18 protein-coding genes are annotated in these 19,683 nt (G+C 38.2%); 4 read left to right on the top strand and 14 right to left on the bottom strand.

Annotated elements, in window-relative coordinates:
• Window positions 1-82: 82 nt before the first annotated feature.
• Complete coding sequence (locus tag K2F45_RS26850) at window positions 83-1,450, top strand: methyltransferase RsmF C-terminal domain-like protein (RefSeq protein ID WP_075990348.1); 1,368 nt, start codon at window positions 83-85, stop codon at window positions 1,448-1,450.
• A gap of 46 nt (window positions 1,451-1,496) precedes the next feature.
• On the opposite strand, the gene coaBC is transcribed toward K2F45_RS26850, so the two are convergent.
• The 3 genes from coaBC to K2F45_RS26835 are packed head-to-tail and all read right to left on the bottom strand — an operon-like array spanning window position 1,497 to window position 3,946.
• Window positions 1,497-2,693: a bifunctional phosphopantothenoylcysteine decarboxylase/phosphopantothenate--cysteine ligase CoaBC gene (gene coaBC / locus K2F45_RS26845; RefSeq protein ID WP_248932729.1), complete on the bottom strand. Its 1,197-nt coding sequence runs from the start codon at window positions 2,691-2,693 to the stop codon at window positions 1,497-1,499.
• A 10-nt stretch (window positions 2,694-2,703) separates the two neighbouring features.
• A complete protein-coding gene (locus K2F45_RS26840; protein WP_075990346.1) occupies window positions 2,704-3,033 on the bottom strand; it encodes a DNA-directed RNA polymerase subunit omega in 330 nt (109 codons plus the stop codon).
• Window positions 3,017-3,946, bottom strand: a complete 930-nt coding sequence (locus K2F45_RS26835; protein ID WP_075990345.1) for an outer membrane protein assembly factor BamD — start codon at window positions 3,944-3,946, stop codon at window positions 3,017-3,019. Before K2F45_RS26835 ends, K2F45_RS26840 begins: the two co-directional genes overlap by 17 nt.
• A gap of 242 nt (window positions 3,947-4,188) precedes the next feature.
• Between K2F45_RS26835 and K2F45_RS26830 the strand changes: the two genes are divergently transcribed.
• Window positions 4,189-4,464, top strand: a complete 276-nt coding sequence (locus K2F45_RS26830) for a NifU family protein (RefSeq protein WP_075990344.1) — start codon at window positions 4,189-4,191, stop codon at window positions 4,462-4,464.
• A gap of 58 nt (window positions 4,465-4,522) precedes the next feature.
• Window positions 4,523-5,170, top strand: a complete 648-nt coding sequence (locus K2F45_RS26825; protein ID WP_075990343.1) for a peptidase associated/transthyretin-like domain-containing protein — start codon at window positions 4,523-4,525, stop codon at window positions 5,168-5,170.
• Here K2F45_RS26825 and K2F45_RS26820 read toward each other — a convergent pair.
• The 11 genes from K2F45_RS26820 to polA form a co-directional block, all read right to left on the bottom strand.
• Window positions 5,167-6,396 carry an FtsX-like permease family protein gene (locus tag K2F45_RS26820; RefSeq protein ID WP_075990342.1) on the bottom strand — a complete coding sequence of 410 codons (1,230 nt, stop codon included), beginning with the start codon at window positions 6,394-6,396 and terminating at the stop codon, window positions 5,167-5,169. The genes K2F45_RS26825 and K2F45_RS26820 overlap by 4 nt on opposite strands.
• A 5-nt stretch (window positions 6,397-6,401) precedes the next feature.
• Entirely contained in the window at window positions 6,402-7,043 is a 642-nt protein-coding gene (locus tag K2F45_RS26815) for an MBL fold metallo-hydrolase (protein ID WP_075990341.1), read from the bottom strand.
• A 44-nt stretch (window positions 7,044-7,087) separates the two neighbouring features.
• The gene (locus tag K2F45_RS26810; protein ID WP_248932728.1) at window positions 7,088-7,834 is read right to left on the bottom strand and encodes a shikimate dehydrogenase family protein; all 747 of its coding nucleotides are present in this window, start codon (window positions 7,832-7,834) and stop codon (window positions 7,088-7,090) included.
• Between the two features lie 98 nt (window positions 7,835-7,932).
• Window positions 7,933-9,345 (bottom strand): tetratricopeptide repeat protein, encoded by a 1,413-nt coding sequence (locus K2F45_RS26805; RefSeq protein ID WP_088163342.1) that lies wholly within the window; start codon window positions 9,343-9,345, stop codon window positions 7,933-7,935.
• Window positions 9,346-9,525: 180 nt separating this feature from the next.
• The gene (locus tag K2F45_RS26800; RefSeq protein WP_075990339.1) at window positions 9,526-10,899 is read right to left on the bottom strand and encodes an OmpA family protein; all 1,374 of its coding nucleotides are present in this window, start codon (window positions 10,897-10,899) and stop codon (window positions 9,526-9,528) included.
• Window positions 10,900-11,139: 240 nt separating this feature from the next.
• Window positions 11,140-12,150: an inorganic phosphate transporter gene (locus tag K2F45_RS26795; protein WP_046671636.1), complete on the bottom strand. Its 1,011-nt coding sequence runs from the start codon at window positions 12,148-12,150 to the stop codon at window positions 11,140-11,142.
• A gap of 36 nt (window positions 12,151-12,186) precedes the next feature.
• Window positions 12,187-12,834: a DUF47 domain-containing protein gene (locus K2F45_RS26790; protein WP_046671637.1), complete on the bottom strand. Its 648-nt coding sequence runs from the start codon at window positions 12,832-12,834 to the stop codon at window positions 12,187-12,189.
• A gap of 90 nt (window positions 12,835-12,924) precedes the next feature.
• Window positions 12,925-13,962 (bottom strand): sensor histidine kinase, encoded by a 1,038-nt coding sequence (locus tag K2F45_RS26785; RefSeq protein WP_075990338.1) that lies wholly within the window; start codon window positions 13,960-13,962, stop codon window positions 12,925-12,927.
• Window positions 13,963-14,025: 63 nt separating this feature from the next.
• Window positions 14,026-14,679, bottom strand: coding sequence for a phosphatidylserine decarboxylase family protein (locus K2F45_RS26780; protein ID WP_075990337.1), 654 nt, complete (start codon window positions 14,677-14,679; stop codon window positions 14,026-14,028).
• A gap of 24 nt (window positions 14,680-14,703) precedes the next feature.
• Window positions 14,704-15,834 carry a toxin-antitoxin system YwqK family antitoxin gene (locus K2F45_RS26775; RefSeq protein ID WP_075990336.1) on the bottom strand — a complete coding sequence of 377 codons (1,131 nt, stop codon included), beginning with the start codon at window positions 15,832-15,834 and terminating at the stop codon, window positions 14,704-14,706.
• A 4-nt stretch (window positions 15,835-15,838) separates the two neighbouring features.
• Window positions 15,839-18,640: a DNA polymerase I gene (gene polA, locus K2F45_RS26770; protein ID WP_248932727.1), complete on the bottom strand. Its 2,802-nt coding sequence runs from the start codon at window positions 18,638-18,640 to the stop codon at window positions 15,839-15,841.
• A 106-nt stretch (window positions 18,641-18,746) separates the two neighbouring features.
• Between polA and rsgA the strand changes: the two genes are divergently transcribed.
• The gene (gene rsgA, locus K2F45_RS26765) at window positions 18,747-19,667 is read left to right on the top strand and encodes a ribosome small subunit-dependent GTPase A (protein WP_075994557.1); all 921 of its coding nucleotides are present in this window, start codon (window positions 18,747-18,749) and stop codon (window positions 19,665-19,667) included.
• The last annotated feature ends 16 nt before the right edge of the window (window positions 19,668-19,683 follow it).

Raw genomic sequence — 19,683 nt, 5'->3', positions numbered from 1 at the left:
AAGTTACTCTTTCTTGTAATTTACCAGTTATTTTGACTTCATTTTTATTTATCTTAATTTTATCGCAAACTATTGGGACAACATGAGTAATTTTCTGCCAAATTCTTTAGTGAAAAAGTTAGGGGTGAATCCGTTATTTGATACTGATGCATTTATTAAGATACATGAGGAAGGTATTCGGGCGACAGCAATACGCCTAAACCCTAATAAATTAGAAGATTGTCCGTTTCCTAATGCAGGACAAGTTCCCTGGTGTAATGTGGCTTATTATCTTCAGGATCGTCCAGTGTTTACATTAGATCCATTATTTCATGCTGGAGCATATTATCCGCAAGATGCTTCGTCCATGTTCATCGATCATATCATTCGAAGTTTGAAGTTACACGAAGGGAGTATTCGGGCGTTGGATTTATGCGCCGCACCAGGAGGAAAGTCTACCTTATTAAACAGTAGCTTACATCCGGAATCACTCTTGGTTGCAAATGAAATTATTAAAACTAGGGTTACAATCCTGCAAGATAACTTAATGAAATGGGGAAATGCAAACACAGTAACTACAAATAATGATCCTGCAGCGTTTAATCGTCTTCCTGGATACTTCGATTTGATGGTTGTTGATGCGCCATGTTCTGGATCTGGAATGTTTAGAAAAGATGCCGATGCCATCGATGAATGGTCCGAAGCTAATGTTAAGCTTTGTAGCGAAAGACAACAACGGATTTTGGTTGAAAGCTTGAGTGCTTTAAATAAGGGCGGATATTTGTTTTATTCAACCTGTTCTTATTCACCAGAAGAGAATGAAGATATTGTCGATTGGCTATTGGATAGCGGCGATTTTGTATCTGTTGAAATAGCTATTGAAGAGCATTGGGGAATTGATCATACAAATTCTAATAAGCATCGTGCACACGGTTATCGATTTTACCCGCATAAATTAGGTGGAGAGGGCTTTTTTATTGCTGTCCTTAAGAAGGTTGGTGAACAAGAAACATTCAATAGAAAGCGAATTAAACCGGAGAAATCAGATGTACCCAAAGGAATTTTAGATAGCTGGATTTCGGATAGTACTAGTTTTCATACTTTCCTTCATCATGAGGATGTATATGTTTTCCCAAAAATGTATGAGGATGATCTAAAGTATCTACAAAATGTGCTTTATCTTAAGAATGCGGGAACCAATGTCGGCAAGCTTAATAGAAAGGAGCTAATACCAAGCCATGCACTGGCCTTGAGTAATCATTTGACCAAAGACTTTCAATCGGTAGAATTGTCGCTTGAAGATGCACGTAATTACCTTAGAAAGGAAAATATAACTGTGGATACGATTGGCGAAAGTCTTCAAGGATGGACAATAGCAAGTTTTGAAGGTAAACCTTTGGGCTGGATGAAGGTATTGACCAACCGAATCAATAACTATTATCCAAAGGAATTGAGGATTGTAAATTTGTAAAATATAGCGGCATTGAACACAGAGAATGTGTTTATAAAAGTTGTGCTTAGGAAAGGCTCACGATAATTGAACAGATATCTTTAGCAACTTCTTCTTTTGATTTTAGGCTAAACTCACGGGTATTTCCAGACCGATCGATTATAGTAACTTTATTGGTATCTGTTGCGAAGCCGGCTCCTTTATCCTGCATGGAATTGAGCACGATAAAATCCAGGTTTTTTCGAATCAATTTGTCTTTCGCATTTTCGAGCTCATTATTGGTTTCCAATGCAAACCCAACGAGTAATTGGTTTTCTTTCTTTTTAGCCCCTAAAGTTGCCAGAATATCTACCGTTTTTTTCAGCTCAATGGATAATTCGTTTTCTTTCTTTTTTATTTTTTGGCTAGCAACTTCAACTGGTGTGTAGTCTGCCACAGCAGCACTCATCACAACAATATCTGCGGCTTCAAAATGTTCTTCACAGGCATGTAACATCTCAGCTGCCGAGGTTACTGAAATGGTATTGACACCTTTGGGTAGTTTAAGTGCGCTGGGGCCTGATACTAGCGTTACGTCTGCGCCAAATTCTTCAAGTTGTGTGGCGATAGCATAGCCCATTTTTCCACTTGAATGATTGCCAATGAATCGGACTGGGTCTATAGCTTCATAAGTAGGACCTGCAGATACTAACGCTTTCTTTCCTGCTAAGGGTAGTCCTGTCTCCGAAAATTTAACTAAGAAATCCAGTATTTCTTCTGGTTCCGCCAAACGTCCCTCCCCCACTAGGCCACTAGCCAATTCCCCTTTTCCTGGAGGAATTAGGATATTGCCATAAGAACCAAGCTTATTGATATTGGATTGTGTGGACGGGTGTTTCCACATATCTAAATCCATTGCTGGAGCGAATAGCACCGGACATTTCGCGGATAGATACACGGCAGTTAGGAGGTTGTCACAAAATCCATTGGCCATTTTGGCCAGTGTATTTGCCGTTGCGGGAGCGACTAAAATGTAATCCGCATTTAAGGCAATTTCGACATGATTATTCCATTCCCCGGTATTCGGCTGATAATAATCAATTAAAACAGGATTTTTGGAAAGAGTGGAAAGCGTAAGCGGAGTAATAAAGGCTGTCGCTTCTTTTGACATGACTACGTTAACTCGGGCATCTGCTTTTACTAAAAGGCGGATGAGGGATGCAATCTTGTATGCGGCAATACTGCCGCATACAGCAATTACAATATTTTTCCCAGCTAAAGCCATTGTTTAAGGATTAGTCCTGCTCTTTTGAAGGATTTCTGTAGTACACTTTATCGTGTAAAAATTCATCAATAGCAACCAAAGTAGGCTTTGGCATACGCTCGTAATGTTTTGAAATCTCAATTTGCTCACGGTTTTCGAATACCTCTTCCAAGTTATCGTTGTTACTTGCAAATTCCGCAAGTTTTCCGTTCAATTCTTCTTTAATGTCTACTGCAATTTGGTTCGCGCGTTTAGAAATAACTACAATAGATTCATAGAGATTGTCTGTGCCTTTGTCCAATTGTCTCAAGTCACGTGTAACTGTAGAGTTTGGAATTGAATTGTTATTTTTTTGACTCATCTTTTTGGGTATTTTCTTTTTCTTTTTTCGCCTTTTGTTCTTTGATATATACTTCCTGCTCTGCAACGGCTTTATTATAATCCTTCACTTGAGAGAGGGCGGTTTTAATCCCTTTTTCAGAATTTTCACGAAGGGATTCTGCCTCTTTCATATGTTTGCTATTCGGAAAATTACTTGCGAAGCTACGATAATAGTCCAAGGCATCATCAAATCTACTTTCTTGTTTCAGGAAGAAACTTTTGGACGCATAGATGTATTGTGCTTTTAATGTTAGAAACTCAATCTCTTCCGCGTATTTTGTATCAGGGTATTCTTTTAATACATTCTGTAATGCGATGACAGCTGCCCTGTAATCATCCGTCAGCCCCATGTCATAGTACAGTCTTGCATTGGCAAATGCTTTAAGCTCGAGCTTATCTCTTAATTTCTGAATAAGATCTGCGGCTTCTTTGGACCGTTCTGATTCGGGATAGAGATTGACAAAGAGCTGTAATGCATCAATTGCTTTTTTTGTATTCGCTTGATCTAACGTTGATCTCGGAGAATCCAAGTAATAGCAATAGGCATGCATAAATCTACATTCTTCTGCTCTCGCACTATTTGGATAAACATCCGCAAAATCTTTAAAGTGAAATGCTGCCGATGTATAATCTTTCAGCCGGTAATTGGCAAATGCCAAATAATAGTAAATATTTTCTGCTTCAGCTTGTCCACGGAATTTGGTCCGCAAGTCATCAAACAAAACTAACGCCTTTGTATATTTCTTTTTCTCATAAAGTTTTACGGCCTCTTCGTACTTTTGAGCGATGTTATTGCTTGCGCGCAATTTCTCAAATTTACTTTTACAACCAGTAAATACCAATAGAAACATCATGCCGGCACAGATAGCCGCTATACGCCTATTTAAAAACATTTTACAAAGATAAGTGAATTTGTTATACTAATCAATTAAATTTTACTGCGCAATATAGTTTAATAATTATTTGATCGCAAAAACAACATTTCTTATTAACATTCTTTAACTCGATTAGAGCTATGAAGAAGATATATTGTCATATACTTGTTGTTTTTCCATTGGTAGCGAGGCCTAGAAATACACATTTTAAAATATTTGATTATCTTTACATATTACAATCATTGAATAGCATTAAGAGTATGACTTTAAAAGAAAAAGTTGAGCAAGCATTAGATACCTTGAGACCATATTTGGAGACTGATGGCGGAAATGTGAGTGTTGAAGAGATTACAGCGGATAATGTCGTGCGTTTAAAATTATTGGGAGCATGTGCTTCATGTTCAATGAGCATTATGACCTTTAAAGCTGGTTTGGAGCAGGCGATTAAGAAAGCTGTTCCTGAAATTACAGCAGTGGAGGCTATTAATTTAACAGATCCCGATTCCCCAGAAGCAACTTTACCCCCTGTTAATTAGTTTTTCTACTTAACACAATTTAACGGCTAGTTCGGCTACTTTTGTTTAAATTTGTTCCATGAAGTTGCTGGTTTCTATATTATTTGCTGTATTCTTATCTTTTTGTTCCTCTGCTTTACATGCTCAGGAAAGGAAGATTGTTCAGTACTCCGGTGTCGTAACAACAGTTGGGTCTGGACTTCCTGTAGGTTATGCGACCGTCACTAATTTATCTTTCAGGAATGAAGCATTTGCGGCAAATAACGAGGGCTATTTCTCTTTTGTAGCACATGTAGGAGATACCATTCGTTTTACTTCCGTTGGTTTTGATCCTTTAGTTGTCACTATTCCTGATGTTCCTGGAGATAAGTATACCGCAAATATCGTTATGCAGAATCTGGTTACGGAACTCCCGATGGTAACACCTTATCCATGGGCAAGTATCGAAGAGTTTAACATTGCATTTATGAATCTAGACGTTTCTGAAGATAACATCGTGAGAGTTAGGAGGTCGTTGTCTTATGAGTCATTAGCGGCAATGGCAGCTGTAATACCACGTGACGGAAATGAAATGCGTTCAATTAACAATGCGCAGAGTTTTAATACGATGAATAATAAAGTCATCAACCAACGTTATGCTAATCCATTGTTAAATCCTTTTGCATGGGGCAGTTTAATCCAACAAATTACAAAAGGTAGTCAGAGCCGAAAAAGCTCAAGTTATTAGTCAGTCGCCTTTAATTTATTTAATTCTCTGACACTTAGCTTTGCCGAGAAATAGGAAACTAGACCAGAGATACTAATGACTGTCATGAAGACTAAAATATAGTCACTCCACTTACTTACCATAGGGTAGCTGTCAATAATTGTATTTGCTCCATCTTCTACACGAATGATTCCATAGGCTGACTGGATATAGTTGAATGTGCCGCCAATCAATAGACCTAATACACAGCCAATAATGGCGATCATAAGGCCTTCATAAAAGAAGATACGTTGAATTAGATCATTCGAACCACCGAGACCTTTCAGTATCGTCATATCCTTTTGTTTGTCTAGTACAAGCATGGTTAAGGAACCTACAATATTAAATATTGCAATCACACTGATCAAGGTCAGTATAAAGAAGACAACCCAGCGTTCAACACGTACATTTTTATATAAGGTAGGGTTTTGTTTTTCCCTATTCTTTACAATGTAATCCGGTCCTATTTTCTTTTGTAATGCTTGCCCAAATGAATTAACATCCACACCATCTTTTAGGTAAAACTCGATCGATGAAACGCGCTCATATTCTCCGAGAACCTCTTTAGCAAATGAAATTGGTGTAATAATCAAATTGTCAAAATCTTGTTGATAGCGCAATACCCCTCCGGGAGCTATGGATCGGATGTTGAATTCTTCTGCAGGATTGGAAGAATTCTTTACTCCCTTTCTCGGAGAATACACTTGAATTTGTTCCACAGAGTTCTGCATAGGAATTGCCAGATTTGCCTGTACGCTTGCCCCTATAATTGCGAGGTTAGAAGAATCATGGGTAAGTTCGTACTGACCATCTACGAGGATACTGTCGCCGGCCTTTTTACTTAGCGATTGAGGTTCGACGCCTTTTATATTTGCAATAAATTGTCTATTTGAATATTGCAGTAATACTTTCTCTTGTAGAACCTCCGTGTAATGAACCACATTGGAATCTTTTCGTAATTCACTGAAGACAGCCTGTTTACTGTCAAAAAGTTTTCCTTTCTTGGGTTCAATCTTCAGTTCAGGAGCAAACTTACTGTACATAGATAGTATCAGCTGTTCCATTCCATTAAATGAAGATAACAAAATGATTAAAGCAGCGCTACTTACCATTACGCCAATTACACTAATAGAAGAGATGATATTAATGGCATTAACTGATTTCTTAGAAAACAGATATCTTTTTGCAAATAGAAATGGCAGATTCATGACTTTTATCCTCGGATAAATGGATTAGAATTTTTTTCAAAGCCAATCGTTGTCGATGGCCCATGTCCAGGATAGACGATCGTGTCGTCAGGCAAGGTATAAAGTTTTGTTTTTATGCTATCCAAAAGCTGCTGATGATTTCCCCCAGGAAGATCAGTACGGCCAATGCTATTGCGAAATAAGACATCTCCCCCGATCAAGAATTTTTGATTAGCAGAATAAAAGCAGATATGTGCAGGGGAATGTCCAGGTGCAAGAATGACCTTTAGCTCATCATTATTCAAATAAATGGTATCATCCTCATTTAGAAATGTTTCTCCAATTGGTGAGATGTCATATCGGATGCCCATTTGAGGAGCGTAATTCTGTACCGCTACTAAAATTGGTACTTCACCTTCGTGGAACTGTGGGAGCAAGCCAAAGTTTTCATGGACAAAACTATTCCCTAAAACATGGTCAATATGGCAATGTGTATTTAATAGGAGTGTCGGATTGAGATTATTGCTTGAGATGAAAGCCAATAGTTCTTGCTGATCTTGCTCGCCATACATCCCTGGATCAATGATAATGGCATTTCCTGACTCGTTATAGAGTAGGTAAGTATTTTCCTGATATGGATTGAAAGTGAATGTTTTTATCGTAAGCATAGTGGTAAAATTACAGTTTTTATTGATTTCTTACTATTGATAGCTCAACTATTCCAGATTTCCCAGTTTTTTTCTGCTTGTAGAACCAGCATTTCATATCCGTTTTTGATTCTCGCGCCTTTTTCTTTGCTTTTTCGAAGAAATGCTGTTTCCTCTGGATTGTAAATGAGATCATAACAGAGGTGGTTCTCGGTTAAGAATTCGTAAGGAATTTTCGGATATTCTGCCGTATTGGGAAATGTACCAACCGGTGAACAGTTGATAATCACTGTATGGTCAGCTAGGATAGCAGCATTAAGTTCATTATAAGTTAACTGGTCTAGCTTTTTGGTTCTGCTTACTAAAGTATGCATTATTCCAAGTTGATTCAGGGCATAAATGACAGCCTTTGCAGCGCCTCCATTACCTAAAATCAAAGCCTTTTTATCCGCCAGGGAATTTAGTAGCGGCCTTAGCGATGCCTCAAAACCATAGGCATCAGTATTGTAACCTTTTAGATGTGTTGCACCATCTGATGTATGGCTGATTCGAATGCAGTTTACAGCTTGTATTGCACGAGCTTCTTCTGAGAGCTCGTCCAAGTAATCCATAACCTCTATCTTATAGGGAATGGTCACATTAACACCATAGAAATCTTTATTGGAAGCAATCGTTGTAAAATCGGCTATTTGAGCAAGTGGATATAAATCGTAATCCACATCGGTAATATGTTCTTGATTAAATTTTTCTAAATAATATTTTTTTGAAAAAGAATGCCCCAATGGGTATCCTATTAAGCCTAATTTTTTCATTTGAATTGCGAAAAGTACGTTGTGGGGATAGGAATATATCTTCAATTTTATTATCCGGTCATTGCGTGGCAACGACCGGATGTGGCGCCTATTGTATGTTAATCTTTCGGCTTTGTATATTTTTTTACAATTTCAGTAATGATCTGATTCCCTTGTAGCTGCGGGAGGTAATCAAAAAGAATATGATGCTTATCGGGATCAGTCGCTAAGCCAAGTTCTAAAAAGTTGAGCGCTTCATTGTATTGTCCATTGGCAAATAGATAAGCAACCACACGATAGTACAGCTCTGCTGCATTTGGATTTTGTGTAATGGCATCGGATATTACATTAATAGCTTCTTCAATTTTACTTTGTTCAAATAGAATTGAGGAGTAATCGAGCCACGCATCGATGTCTGTTGGATTTAAAGCAACTACCTTTTTATAGGCTTCTTCTGCAAGATCTATTTGTTGTAGTTTGTATCGGGCGTCGGCAATCGCAAACCAGTAATCGGGGTTTGTGTCCTCCAGTTCCAATGCTTTTTTATAAAAATGCAGCGATTCAAAATAGCGTTCTTCGAAATCTAAGGTAACCCCAATACCGAACCAGGCATCAGCAAGCTCCGCATCTAGTTTGACCGCCTTTTTATAATAATTGCGAGCTTCTTCCATCTGCTCAAGTTTTTCATAACATTCACCTATTGCACAATAGGTATCAGCACTTGGTTGTTCATATTCAAATGTTTGTTTGTAAACATCCAATGCTTCTTGATAGCGATCTAGATTGACTAGAGCATTACCCTTGTTGAAATAAGCGGAAGAAAAGTCTTCCTTAATTAATATAGCATAGTCGTATGCGTCTAAAGCTTCCTCAAACCGACTGATTTTATGGAAAGAATTTCCCAAATTGTACCAAGCATAGTAGGAGTATGGATCTGAATCAATGTATTTTTTATAAAAGGAGATACTTTCCTCTTGTCTATCCAATACATCATAACAGTAGGCCAATTCATAGAGTGCTTCTTGGTAATCCATGTTGAGTTCAAGGGCTTTCTTTAGATAAATTATAGCCTTGTCATAATTCATCTGCGCTTGAAAGATCATCGCAATATGGAAATAGACCTCATCTTTATTATCTAATAGCGGAAGTGCTTTGAAGAGCTGTTCCAAAGCATTATCAAACTGGCCGATACTGCCTAATATACCGCCACGGATCAAGAAAATGTCTCCCTCTGAAGCTTCCAATAATTCCGCTTTATCCAACGCTGCAAGCGCATTCTGATATTGTTGAATCGTTGAAAACAGTTGTGCCTGTTTCAATAAAAAGGTAATATCAAAAGGGTGTTGGCTGATCGCAAATTCGGTAACCTGTAAGGCCTTAACAGGGTCATTTTTTTCAGCGTAGTAATCAATAATTCCTTCAAAAGCTTTGGAGTCAAAAAAATACTGATCCTCGTTTCGAAGCATTTCCTCATATCTGTCCACCGAGATTTTTCTTTCTTCGGGGTTTTCAAATTCAAAATCCTCTTCCATTCTCAAAAGTTTAAAACCAGTATTCTGTTCCTTAATTCAAAATACTAATTTCTTATCTAATTTGTTCGAACTAATTTTCCACAAATCGGATATCCTCCACAAAGTTAAGGATAAATACGTGTAAAATAAAAAAGCCGGCTTTAAAGCCGGCTCTTATTATAATGTATAAGTTATATACGATTATTTTTTGATCTCAACACGACGGTTTTGAACGCGACCTTCTTCAGTAGCATTTGATGCAACTGGGTTTTTCTCTCCGTAACCTTTAGCTGTGATGCTTGATGAAGAAACACCAGCATTTACTAAATATTGTTTTACAGAGTTAGCACGGTCTTTAGATAAAGTCATGTTATAAGCATCAGAACCTTCTGCAGAAGCATAACCATCTAATTGTACAGCTGAATTGTTATCACGTAACTCTTTAGCCAATTTGTCTAATGTAGAGTAAGATGAAGTTTTCAATACTGAGCTATCAAATTCGAATTGAATTGGAGCGTAGTATCCGTTAGAAGCTACAGTTTCAACAACTGGCTCTGGGAATTTGATTGGACATCCTGAACCATCTACTGGAGTACCAGCTGGAGTACCAGGACATTTGTCAAATTTATCAGATACACCGTCACCATCAGCATCAGCGCTTAATGTGTTAACAGTACCTTCTAAAGTGCTTACACGTTGTTTCAATGCTTCAACTTCGTTTCTCAATGAAGGATCTTTCAACTCATCGTATAATGTCGCAACCGGGTTAGCAAAAGTCAAGTTTTGTTTGTCTTTCGAACCTAAAGTGAATTCTAAGCCAGCCATAACTGAAGAGAATTTACCTTTGTAAGAAGCTTGACGAGCTGGACCGTAGATTTGATCATCCGTAAAGTTCATTGTATAACCTAAATTCAAAGCAACAACTTCAGATAATTTGAATTTTGCACCAACACCTACAGGAACGAAAGCTGTTAATTTGTTGTCGCGGTCGCGTTTTGGATCACGGTCTCCGATAACGCCTTCACCCCAGTTACCTTTGTTATCATAAACAACTGTTCCTGAGAAATCATTGTTAGCGTATTGAACAGGGTTGTAAGCCATTGCTCCCAAACCTACTTTAGCATAGAAATTAACCGCATTTTCTCTTCTCAAGAAATCAATTGTACCCAATTGGAATACACCATTTAAGCTAGCAGCCCAGTTAACACTAGTTTCTACTGAACGAGCACCTAAAGAGTTCTCAATTCTTGGACCAGAAAGGTCATGGTTGTAAGTTTTGATCTTACCACGGTTAGCTTCAACTTCTAAACCAAATAAGTGAGAGAATTGTTTACGTACTGTCAAACCATAGTACTCACCTACTTTATTTTGGAAGTATCCTACTTTTTGACCAAAAGCGTTAGATCCACCGATTACGTTGTTCGGTGTAGTGATACCACCTTGAACTCCGATAGACCAAGTTCTGTATTGTGATCTACCACCGAATACTTGTTGAGCTTGTGCTGTACCAGCGAAACCTAAAGCGGCAACTAATGTAGCAGCAACAGCTGTTTTTTTAATTGTAGAATAGTTCATACTCTTGTTTTTAAGGTTATTATTAATTTTAATTGTTTTCAAACTTAATTATTGTATTAACACATGGAACAGTACAATTGCCGTGCCAAAGTCTTAAAATTATGTTAAAATTTTGTTTTTGCTATATTTTGTACTAAATTAAGTATTTAATGTGAAACAACAAAACAAAAATCCGGTACGAAAGTACCAAATTTTTGTTTTGTTTCAATAGGTTTAAGAAAAAAATTAAGTATTTTTTTTCTAAAGCAAATAATGTACGACCAATAACGACAATGCGCCCAACAAAGCTGAAACTGGAATTGTCAATATCCAAGCCCATAACAAGCTGATTGTTACCCCCCAACGTACTGCTGAGACACGTTTGACAACCCCAACACCGATGATTGCACCTGTAATGGTATGCGTTGTTGAGGCTGGTATTCCAAAATGTTCTGTGATACCCAAGGTGACAGCTCCTGCAGATTCAGCACAAACACCCTCCAAGGGTGTTACTTTTGTAATCTTGGTTCCCATCGTTTTGACAATTTTCCATCCACCGCTCATTGTTCCGGCAGCAATTGCTGCGTAACAAGTCAATGGAATCCACTCAGGCATGTGTTCAGTCGTTGGGACATAACCACCAGCTACCATAGCGACAAGGATAATTCCCATTACTTTCTGTGCATCATTACCTCCATGTGCAAAGCTCAAGGCGGCCGAAGAAACAAGTTGCAATATCTTGAACCATTTTTCGGCAACACTTGGACGGGAATTTTTCGCCAGATTGATTACAATCAATGTGATGATAACCGATATCGTCATACCTATGATAGGAGCAAGTACGATAAATGCAATAATCTTTAAAGTAGCATCAATATTGATCGCGTGAATAGGATCTGCGCCAAGGATGAAAGCGTAAGCCATACCCGATCCTGCAAAACCTCCAATAAGTGTATGGGACGAACTTGATGGTACACCATAGTACCATGTAAATAAGTTCCAACCAATTGCTGCAAGTAATCCTGCAAAAATAACTTCTAAGGTAATGTATTCTTCCAATACGGTTTTTGCAATGGTATTGGCTACTTTATGATCTGTAAAGTAGAAGTAAGCTGCAAAGTTGAATATCGCAGCCCATAAGACGGCCATTGCTGGCGTTAAAACTTTTGTTGATACAACTGTCGCAATAGAATTGGCAGCATCATGGAATCCATTGATGTAGTCAAAGGCTATCGCAAGGACAATCACAACAACGAGTAATGTTGACATCATAATCTCGTAGAATTTTTGTGCACTTAAATCGAATGATTATGCGTTTTTAACTAGAATGCTTTCTAATACGTTAGCAACATCCTCACATTTATCGGTTGCATCTTCCATTGCAGACAACACTTCTTTGTGTTTAATTAATGAAATTGCATCTTTTTCAAATTCAAAAAGGTCAGCTACAGCTTTATCGAAGATATAATCGGCTTTGTTTTCTACGCTATTGATGCGAACACATGAATCCGTAATATTCCGGATATTTTTCAAATCTCTAAGCTCATGAATAGCTTTTGATACATGTTCGGTAGCTTCAACCAATAAATCAGCAATTTCAATCATTGGCTCAGTGGCCTTTTCAACCTTGTAAAGGTCCATTCTATTGGCGGCACCGTGTATAAAATCTGCGACATCGTCCAATGAACTTGCCAAAGAGTGTATATCTTCGCGGTCAAAAGGAGTGATAAAGTTCTTTCCCAGCTCCAAATGAATTTGATGCGTAATGTTGTCGCCTCTATGTTCCAAATCTTCCACTTTGCGAGTTAATTCCTTTTTCTTTTCAGGGTTGCTTGAGTTAACAATATCTTTTAACAACTTTGACATCTCGATCAAGTTGTTGCCGGCTTGTTCAAACAAAGGGAAGAATTTTTTATCCTTTGGAACGAAGTATTGAAAAATGCTATTTAAAGACATATCTTAAATTTATTTTTGCAAAAATAATACCTTAATGTTAAGTTAATGTTAACATTGATTTTGTTTAAACACAAAAGTGTCATCAATTGTTTAATTTCCTGACTGAACTTTTTGTAAAGTAAAGCCAAATGTTGTCCCAATGCCTTCTGTACTACGGACATTGACGTTTTGCTGATGTGCTTCGACAATATGCTTTACGATAGCCAACCCTAATCCTGATCCTCCGATATCGCGTGATCGACTCTTATCAGTTCGGAAAAAGCGCTCGAATACACGACTGAGATTTTTTTCTTCGATGCCATAACCGTCGTCTGTAATCTCGATAAGAACCTGTTCAAACAGCGGAAAAATCTTGATTTTCGTTGTTCCGCCCTCTTTTCCATATTTCAGGGAATTGTCAATCAAATTGTATAATACCTGGTGGATTTTATTGCGGTCTGCTTTAACCCAATGTGGTGTGCCCGCTTTTGGCTTGAATTCTATTTTGATATTGTGCTGTTTAGCTTTGTCCTCAAGAGAGTAGGTGGTGTCTTTAATAAGATCAACGATATCGAATTTCTCTATATTCAGGACCATTTTTCCAGATTCCAGTTTGGATATCTCATCAAGATCCTGAATCAGGTAATTTAGCCGGTCCAGATTCCGGGCAGCCTTATCTAAGAAGTTCTTGGCCATTTCCATATCTTCTTCCATAAGGCCATCCTGCAGGGTTTCAATGTAACCTTGGGTAGCAAATAACGGCGTTTTGAATTCATGAGAAATGTTGGATAAAAATTCTCTGCGGAATTTTTCTTGTGATTTTAACTGCTCTATCTCGTTTTTTTTATCTTTTGCCCATGCTTTGACTTCGTTTTCAGCATCCGTAATCGGATCCTCACTGACATGTTCTCCGATAGCATCCTTAAGATCCTTGCCGAGTTTAAGGTTATGAATTAATTTATACATCGTATTGAGTCTACGATATATGTATTTTTCAAATAGATAGTTAAATAGGAGGAAACTCGTTACCACAGCAACAAAGAAAATGATCAACGCTGTCTGTAGGTCATGTTTATAATAAAAGCTGATCGTGGATATTGCAATACCGACAGTTGCGGAGTTTGCCAATAGTAATTGTCTAAAATTCATTTGCAGAATAAAAAAGGCCCCTGATTTGGAGCCTAAGTTACTTATAATGATATTAATAAATTGTTAAAATTTTCCGATAATCGTTTTTGCTCCAGTAACCTTATCACCAATGTTAACATTGATTTCAGTCCCTAAAGGAAGAAACAAATCGACGCGGGAGCCGAATTTGATAAAACCAAACTCATTGCCTTGCACGACTTCGTCTTTTTCTTTTACATACCATACAATGCGGCGCGCTAATGCTCCTGCAATCTGGCGGAAAAGAACTTCCCGTCCAGCCTTATCTTTGACAACGACTGTTGTTCTTTCGTTATCGGTAGATGATTTGGGGTGCCAAGCCACTAGAAATTTGCCAGGATGGTATTTAAAGAACGTGACTAAACCACTGATTGGGTTTCTATTGACATGCACATTGACAGGAGACATAAATATAGACACCTGTATCCGCTTATCATGGAAATACTCGTTTTCCTCAGTTTCTTCGATAACAACAACTTTTCCATCGGCTGGACAAAGAATCACGCCATCCTGCGGGCTAACCACTTTTTTGGGACTTCTGAAAAACTGAACAACTGTAATGAATAGGAATGCTGAGAGCGCATAAATAAACCATTTAGCGTATTGCGGAGCGTCATAATAATCCGCAACGGCATTGATAATGAAGATAAAAAGTACAGCGATCGCTAATGTGGTGTATCCTTCTTTATGAAATTTCATATCTATTTATTTCTGCAAAGATAATTATTTACTCGAATTGTCTATTTGTCTTTCGATTTTAATTGAATGGGTATAGATTTTTCCGTCATTACCCTGTGTGATTCCGCCAGATACTCTGATAAGGTCGTCTTGAGGCTGATTGTCTTTATATGTAGGGAAATAGAAGTCAATACTTCTTGCAATACGGCTCAAAATGCCATCGAAAGGCTCGTCGCCGGAATCTGATATTAACTTGAGGCTTTTTAGATTAGCCATTCCGCTTTTCTTTACTTCCACTAAGTAAGAAAAGTTAATCTGTTTGGTGATGTCTAGCCCGGTTTTATTGAGATTGTCGTTAAAACGTTTGGTTAGGAATGCATAAAAATTGGAATAATCATCAAAGCTGCAGGACTTACCGTTAAATAGTTCCGCTCGTATAAAATAGTCATAAGGAAGGATACTTAGCGACATGAAATCTTCATTATTTAGATCTCCATTGTCGTCATAGGTCATTGTGAGTACACCATTTGCAAAGCGTTGTGTCATGGCGTAAACTGCTTGCTGACCTACATTGTAGAAATATGTATTCCAGTTTCCCTGCGGTCTACCGTTTTTTACCTTTCCTTTGCGTAGGTAGAAATCAAAACCGAACTCCGTAAAACCTTCAAAAGGAATAGAAAATTCATAGTTGCCTTCGCCGTCTATCACCTCCTGTTTGCCTCTGTTGTCCCAGTAATCTTTGATAAAATAGCCTTGCTCATTATATGTAATGGTTAATAAGGGTTTTCCATCCGGGTAGTAATATTTCCAATCACCGGTTGGATGGTTGTTTTGAAAATTTACTTCCCATTTTAGCACTCCATTCGGATGAAAGGCTTGGAATAAGCCTTCTTTTTTACCATCTTTATAGGAACCAATGAGTATTCTCGATCCATTTGGCGCAAAATCGCGGAACTCTCCATCAAAAACTTGCTTTGCAAAATCAAATTTGCTCACACGTTCGATCGTTTTAAACTCACACTCTTTTGAAACTAAATAATAATATTTATCAAAATAAAAGCGAATCAATCCCTGGTCTAGTTTTTCATAGAATACAGGTTTGTCATCTTGTGCATGTAGCTTTGTAAAGCTACAGACACACAATAATAATAAGATATGGATGAGTTTTCTAATCATAACTTTAATGTGCTTCTAGCCAATTTTTGCCTTCTCCAATTTCTACGATCAAAGGAACACTTGTTTTTATAGCATTGGACATTTTATCCAAAATAATTTTTTTGAATACCGCTACCTCGTCTTTAGGTACGTCAAAAACCAATTCATCATGCACCTGCATGATCATTTTGCCGGATAAACCTCGCTGCTCAATTTCCTTTTGAATGGCGATCATGGCAAGTTTGATTAAATCTGCTGCTGATCCTTGGATCGGAGCGTTGATAGCGTTTCTTTCTGCGAATCCGCGAACGGTCATGTTTGCGGAATTGATATCTCTCAGATAACGTCTCCGTTTTAAAATTGTTTCAACGTAACCATTCTCCTTTGCAAACTCGACGGCATCACTCATGTATTTTTTTATCCCTGTATATTGGTTAAAATATTCATTGATGATATCGGATGCTTCTTTACGTGATATGCCAAGATTTTGAGAAAGGCCAAATGCCGACTGACCATATATAATGCCGAAGTTAACTGCTTTCGCGTTGCGACGTTGTTCAGAAGTAACAGCATCAAAATCCATATTGTATACTTTCGCGGCTGTTGCTCGGTGGATATCATGACCTTGGCTAAACGCTTCCATCATATTTTGATCTTTACTTAGCTCTGCAATTAGGCGAAGTTCAATCTGCGAATAATCGGCAGAGAGGATCACATTGTCTTCAGATCTTGGGATAAAGGCTTTTCTGACTTCTCTCCCCCGTTCGGTACGGATCGGGATATTCTGCAAGTTCGGATTCGTTGAGCTCAGACGGCCTGTTGCGGCAACCGCTTGATTGTAAGACGTATGAATGAGCCCTGTTTCGGGGTTTATCAACTCAGGTAGTGCATCAACATAGGTTGATTTGAGTTTTTGCATTTGCCTAAAGTTTAAAATATCTTGGACGATATCGGATTTATGGGCCAAAGCTAATAACACATCTTCACCTGTTTTATATTGTCCCGTTTTTGTTTTTTTAGCTTTAGGATCCAGTTGCAGTTTATCGAATAAGACTTCACCCAATTGTTTAGGGGATGCAATATTGAAATTTACTCCTGCTTTCTCAAAGATAGCTTCCTCGAGATTTTTAATGTCCTGCTCCAGTGTTTTTGAAAATTCTTCAAGTGCCGGAACATCAATTTTTACACCGTTTCGTTCAATTTCGGCGAGTATATATACTAATGGGAATTCCACATCCTGAGCGAGCTGCATGGTGTTGGTCTCGACAAGAAGAGGTTGAAATATATTTTTTAGCTGTAGGGTAATGTCTGCATCTTCAGCGGCATATTCTTTTATTTTTTCGACTTCAACGTCGCGCATATTCCCTTGCTTCTTTCCCTTTTCACCGATAAGTTCGGTGATTGATACCGGGCTGTAATTTAGGTAATTTTCTGCGAGGACATCCATTCCGTGACGGGTATCTGGATCAATCAGATAATGTGCAAGCATGGTGTCAAAAAGGGTGCCTTGTACTTTTACACCATAGCGTGCTAATAATAAAATATCGTACTTGATGTTTTGTCCTATTTTTTCAATGTTTGGGTTTTCTAAAGCACCCTTGAAAATATCGACTATAGCCTGAGCGCTATCACGATCGGCAGGTGTTGGGACATAATATGCTTTTGCGTTCTCAAAAGAAAATGATAACCCAACAATGTCCGCAAGGTTTGCATCTAATCCTGTTGTTTCTGTGTCAAAACAAAAACTATCCAAAGAAGCAAGCTGTTGAGCGAGCGCTACTTGTTTTTCGTTTGTATCAACCAAAACATACTCATGTGCTGTATTATGGATGTTATTTATTGCTGCATTTTCGACGCTAACTTCGGTAACAATTTCGGTCGTGGTAATTGTCGTTGTTGTTGTCGAAAATAGATCCATTTGTCCATTTGTAGGGCTGCTCTTGTCAAGGACGGAGAAATCTTCGCCGAAAACTCGTTTTCCAAGTGTTCGAAATTCTAATTCAGCAAATAGCGGTTCAAGGATTTCTTTGTTTGGATCTTCCAGTTCTAGCGATTTTTCATCGAGTTCTATTGGTACATCCAATAAAATAGTGGCTAATTTTTTGGAGATGAGCCCTTGTTCTGCAAAATTCTCCACGTTTTCGCGCATTTTTCCTTTGAGTTGGTCCGCGTTAGCGATAATGCCTTCGACAGATCCGTATTCCTGAACAAGTTTTTTCGCTGTTTTCTCTCCAATACCAGGTATACCAGGGATATTGTCCACGGCATCGCCCCAAAGACCGAGGATATCGATGACCTGGCAAACATCAGAAATCTCCCATTTTTCGAGAATCTCTTTGACACCTTGTACTTCTGCTCCATTACCCATGCGGGCAGGTTTGTAGATAAAGATATTTTCAGACACAAGTTGCCCAAAATCTTTATCGGGTGTCATGCAATAGATTTGAAAGTCCTGTTTCTCGGCCTTTTTTGCAAGTGTTCCGATAATATCATCGGCTTCGTATCCATCCATTGTGATAATCGGGATATTGAAGCCCTCGATTAACCGATTTATATAGGGGATAGAGGCAGCAAGGTCCTCTGGCATTTTCTCCCGATGTGCTTTATAAGCTTCAAATTCAATATGTCGAGCGGTAGGTGCCGCTGTGTCGAACACTACTGCTATGTGGGAAGGTTGCTGATTTTTCAATACATCCAATAATGTATTGGTAAATCCCATGATTGCTCCTGTATTTAACCCTGTTGAGGTAATTCGAGGAGTTTTGCTCAAAGCAAAATAAGCTCTATATATGAGAGCCATTCCGTCTAAAAGAAATAGTTTTTTCACAAAATTGAATTTTAGTCTCCTTACAAAGGTAAGAAATTCATCAAAGGGTAAGTTTAATAAATTTTTCCGATTTTTGTACTATGACACATTTAATGCAACAGGATTTATGAGAGGACTGGTAACTAAATCGACAGGTAGTTGGTATCAAGTTTTGGGTGAAGATGATAAAAGATACGACTGTCGTATCAAAGGAAAGTTTCGAACCAAAGGAATAAAAACGACTAATCCTGTTGCTGTGGGTGATTGGGTACATTTTGATGTGGAACCTGATCAGGAAAGTGCGGTCATTCACGAACTGGAACCTCGTCGAAATTATATTATTCGAAAATCCGTCAATCTGTCCAAGCAAACTCAAATTATCGGAGCAAACCTGGATCAGGCTTTTTTAGTGGTGACACTTGCCTCGCCACCAACTTCTTTGGGTTTTATCGATCGCTTTCTAGTAACAACAGAGGCATATGGAATTCCTGCGGTAATTATTTTCAATAAATTGGATCTTTTTAGTGATGAAGGATTGGAGATATTGGCCGACTATAAAGCTATTTATGAACATATTGGTTACCCCTGTTTCGAAGTTTCTGCGTTAACAGGTACAAATATCGACGTTGTCAAGCAACTGCTTAAAGATAAAATAACCTTGGTATCAGGCCATTCCGGGGTTGGTAAATCAACGTTAATTAATGCAATCGTCCCTGAATATGGGTTGAAAACTGGTGAAATCTCCGATTGGTCCGACAAAGGAAAGCATACAACTACTTTTGCTGAAATGTTCGATCTCCCTTTTGGAGGGAAGCTAATTGATACGCCTGGTATTCGTGAGTTGGGAATTGTCGATATAGAAAAACAGGAGCTATCCCATTTTTTTCCAGAAATGCGCGCGTTGATGAATCAATGTCGATTTCATAATTGCCGGCATATCAATGAACCCGGTTGTGTCATTATGGAGGCTGTGGAAGAAGGCTCTATTGAGAGTTCGCGCTACGATAGCTACCTCAGTATATATCATAATGAGGATAGTAGATCTTAATCTATATAAATCTTAA

The organism is Sphingobacterium siyangense (assembly GCF_023277505.1).
Lineage (GTDB): Bacteria > Bacteroidota > Bacteroidia > Sphingobacteriales > Sphingobacteriaceae > Sphingobacterium > Sphingobacterium siyangense.
The sequence above is the reverse complement of the archived record's forward strand: the minus strand, read 5'-3'. Positions and strand labels throughout refer to the sequence as shown.